This window comes from Rhizobium sp. Nf11,1 (assembly GCF_050587665.1).
Taxonomy (GTDB): domain Bacteria; phylum Pseudomonadota; class Alphaproteobacteria; order Rhizobiales; family Rhizobiaceae; genus Rhizobium.
This window is the reverse complement of the sequence record NZ_JBOBHU010000055.1, coordinates 1-3,720: the sequence shown is the minus strand read 5'-3', so window position 1 is coordinate 3,720 and position 3,720 is coordinate 1. Positions and strand designations below refer to the sequence as shown.

Genomic DNA, 3,720 nt, shown 5'->3' with positions numbered 1-3,720 from the left:
GGCATTATGCCGCGCGCGGCATAATGCCGTTTCGATGATCGTCATGGCACGCGCCAGGGTCTCCGCCCCCGTGTCGGCTCCTGCGAAGAGCCAATTGCGTCTTCCAACTCCTATCGGACGCAGGGCTCGCTCAGCGGCATTGTTGTCGATGGCGACACGACCGTCGTCCAGGAACAGGCAGAGCGAGGACCACCGGCTCAGGCCATACCGGAGAGCTGTCGCCAAATCGCTCTTGCCCGGAATACGGGGCAATTGCGCTTCGGCCCAGACACGCAATGCTTCTACCTTTGGCTTGCTGAGCTTCTGGCGCGCGGTAAGGCGGACATCGGCAGGCTGACCCGCGATGTCGCGTTCGATGTCGTAAAGCGCGCCGATACGGTCGAGGGCCTCGCGCGCGATCACGGATTTGTTCGAGGTCCAGATATCATGGAAGTCACGTCGCCAATGCACCCAGCAGGCCGCCTCACGGAAGCGCCGTTTTCCGTCCGTATTGGGTTCGTAGAGTTTTCCGTAGCCTTTGTAGCCGTCTGCCTGAAGGATGCCACTTGCCTGCTTGAGGTGACGATGGACGTGCTCTTCCTTCCAGTCGGGAGCAAAATAGTAGACCGCACCAGGCGGGGCTGCGCCCGCCCATGGACGCTGATCTCGAACATACGTCCAGATCCTGCCTTTCTTCACGCCTTTGCCTAACCCCCTATCGCGTAGCGAGCGATCCAGCACACGGATCGGGGTATCGTCGGCATGGAGGAGGTCACTACCCATGATCGCGGCCTCAATCCGCTCGATCAGAGGCTGAAGCACCTGCATGGCACGACCACACCAATCGACCAGCGTGCTATCGGGGATATCGGCGCCCATGCGGGCGAAGATCTCGTTCAGACGATACAATGGCAGATGGTCGTCGAACTTCGAGACCAGGATGTGAGCCAGAAGTCCAGCCCCCGCCATGCTGCCCGGTATCGGACGGCTCGGGGCCGGCAATTGCACCATCTTCTCGCAGCACCGGCAGGACTTCTTCAATCGAGCGACCTCGACGACCTTCATCTGCGCCGCGATCATGTCGAGGATTTCGCTTACGTCTTCGCCAACAAGGCGCAGTTCACCACCGCAATCGGGGCAGCAGGTGCCAGGATCGAGTTCTTTGCGCTCGCGAGCCGCCTTTTCCGATACCCGCGAACGACGGCGCATAATCCTTTCGGGCGTGCTTGCCACAGGTGCGGCAGGCACGGCCTCATCGACCTCATCGACCTCATCGAGCGGCTTCGTGCCGCTTTCCGCCGCGGCGATTAGAAGATCCTCGAGCGCCAATTCCAGCTGCTGGATTTCCCGTTCGATCTTTTCCGAGGACTTGCCGAAGACCTGTTTCTTCAGCTTGGCGATGCGCAGCCGCAGGGACTGGATCAACTGGTCATGCACCTGCAATGTCGCCGACATCTTCGCATTTTCCGCCTGCAAGACGGCGATCATTGCCTTCAGGAAGGCCGGATCATCGGGAAGATTTTGGGGCGCGCTCGACATGAACCTGACTACCATAGGTCAGGGCGAGTATCCATAAAAACAAGCAGATTCAGTGGAGATAAATTCAACCGACACGCGCCGGCGGCGCGCCCCAGTTCGGACGTCGCCAATCGATCCCTTCCCAAAGCATGGCCATTTGCGCCGTTGTCAGCCGGGCCGTTCCATCTGCTGCTGAAGGCCATGGAAACCGCCCCTTCTGCAAAATTTTGTAGTACAGGCAGAAGCCCTGCCCATCAAAATAAAGCAGCTTCAAACGATCGCCACGCCTGCCGCGAAAGGCGAAGACCGCGCCGCCTGTCGGCTTCTGGCGCAATACATCCTGCGCAAGCGCAGCCAGGCCCTCTATTCCTTTGCGCATGTCCGTGATCCCGCAGGCCAGGTACACCCGCACGCCGGTCCCTGGTCCGATCATGCCGCCTCCACCGCCCGGATAAGTCGCTTCAGGGTGGCGCCGTCCACAGCGCTGTCGAACCGAAGGCTGCGACCGCAGATCAATCGCAACTCGATCATCCCAGGCGGGTCTTGACGGTCTCCGCAGACCTCGATCTGCACGGCATTCATGTCCACCGGGACAAACACCGCATTCGCAGAAGACGACAAAAGTCCCTGCTTCTTCAGCTCACTACGCCAGGTGTAAATCTGCTGGCGCGTCACATCGTGTCGCTGCGCAACCTCAGTAACCGTCGCCCCCTCGATCCCAACCGACATGACAATCTCGAGCTTCTGTTCGTCGCGCCACCGGCGCCGACGTTCCTGCCCAAGAATCTCGACACGCAGCACATACCTCGCCCAAGACACGTCGCTAACGACGTCGTTAAACACGTGTCTTAGGCCATCAAGGCTTTATCCGGCAGGCGGTGCCAATCGGGCGGTTACGGTCCATCGGCTGCTGCAGGCCTATCAACGGGATGGTCCGGCCGGTCTTGTTTCTAAGAATCGATCCCGACCGAGCAATCGGCGCCACAGCGAGGATTTTCGCAATGCGGCGCTGGATCTGATCCGCGAACGCTATCTGGATTTCGGTCCGACGCTGGCGCGCGAGAAGCTGATCGAACTGCATCAGATTTCGGTCGCCAAGGAGACGCTGCGCCAATGGATGACCGAGGCTGGCATCTGGATCTCGCGGCGCGAACGTAAGAAGCGGGTTTTCCAGCCGCGCGGCCGGCGGGATTGTCTCGGCGAGCTCGTCCAGATCGATGGCTCGCATCACTGGTGGTTCGAGAACCGCGGCCCCAAGTGCGCCCTGCTCGTCTACATCGACGATGCTACCGGCAAGCTCTTACATCTGCGGTTTGCCGGATCGGAGAACACGTTCGATTACTTGCATGCGACGAAGGCCTATCTGCAGCAATGGGGCAAGCCTCTGGCGTTCTACATCGACAAGCATGGTGTCTTTCGTTCGATCCATGCGTCGGAGAAAGACCGGACGAGCGGCCTGACGCAGTTCGGGCGAGCGCTTTATGAGCTCAACATCGACATCATCTGCGCCAACACCCCGCAGGCCAAGGGACGCGTCGAACGAGCCAATCAGACGCTGCAGGATCGGCTGGTGAAGGAACTGCGGCTTCGCGGCATCGACACGATCGAGGCCGCAAACCTCTATGCACCGGCGTTTATCGAGGATTTCAATGTCCGTTTTGGCAAACCGCCGCGCAATCCGAAGGACATGCATCGTCCTGTGGCCGATCATGAGAACCTCGATGGTGCCATGTGCCGGAAGGAGGTCCGCACGCTGTCGCAGTCCCTGACGCTCCGCTACGACAAGGTCTTGTTCATTCTCGATCCGACGGAGCTTTCCAGGCCCCTGGCGGGTAAGAAGGTCGTCGTTTGCGACTACCCGGACGGCCGCCTCGAGATCATGCACGAGAGTTTTACCCTGCCCTACAGAACCTTCGACTCATTGCGGTCGATCCACCGGCCGGAGGTCGTCGAGAACAAGCGTTTGGACGACATGCTTTCGATCGTCGCTGAGCTGCAGGCTGGACGGGAACTGCAGCGCAGTAAAAGCGGCCCTCGCCGCACCGGTCAGACGGATCATATGTTTGGGATACCGGATGGCAGCCAGGGAAATGGTTATCAGAAGTGTGGCCGCAAGCCCGGCCGGCGGACGGACTTCATGAACGATCCGGAGGTGATTGCCAAACGACAGAAGGCGCTGGCGCGGATGGAAGCTGCGGAATGAATGGTGAGGGACATAGTCTC

The 3,720-nt window shown here is 60.0% G+C and carries 3 protein-coding genes and 1 pseudogene; 1 reads left to right on the top strand and 3 read right to left on the bottom strand.

What is annotated here, in order from left to right; translation table 11 throughout:
• From tnpC to tnpA, 3 genes are all read right to left on the bottom strand, one after another.
• On the bottom strand, nucleotides 1-1,518 hold a 1,518-nt coding region (gene tnpC, locus ACQ7C1_RS31550), incomplete at its 3' end, for an IS66 family transposase (RefSeq protein ID WP_430961195.1).
• Nucleotides 1,519-1,582: 64 nt separating this feature from the next.
• Entirely contained in the window at nucleotides 1,583-1,930 is a 348-nt protein-coding gene (tnpB, locus tag ACQ7C1_RS31545) for an IS66 family insertion sequence element accessory protein TnpB (RefSeq protein WP_028749098.1), read from the bottom strand.
• Nucleotides 1,927-2,298 (bottom strand): IS66-like element accessory protein TnpA, encoded by a 372-nt coding sequence (tnpA, locus tag ACQ7C1_RS31540; RefSeq protein WP_430961194.1) that lies wholly within the window; start codon nucleotides 2,296-2,298, stop codon nucleotides 1,927-1,929. Before tnpA ends, tnpB begins: the two co-directional genes overlap by 4 nt.
• 97 nt (nucleotides 2,299-2,395) lie before the next feature.
• Between tnpA and ACQ7C1_RS31535 the strand changes: the two are divergent.
• A pseudogene (locus tag ACQ7C1_RS31535) lies at nucleotides 2,396-3,700 on the top strand (ISNCY family transposase); the annotation flags it as partial.
• Nucleotides 3,701-3,720: the final 20 nt, after the last annotated feature.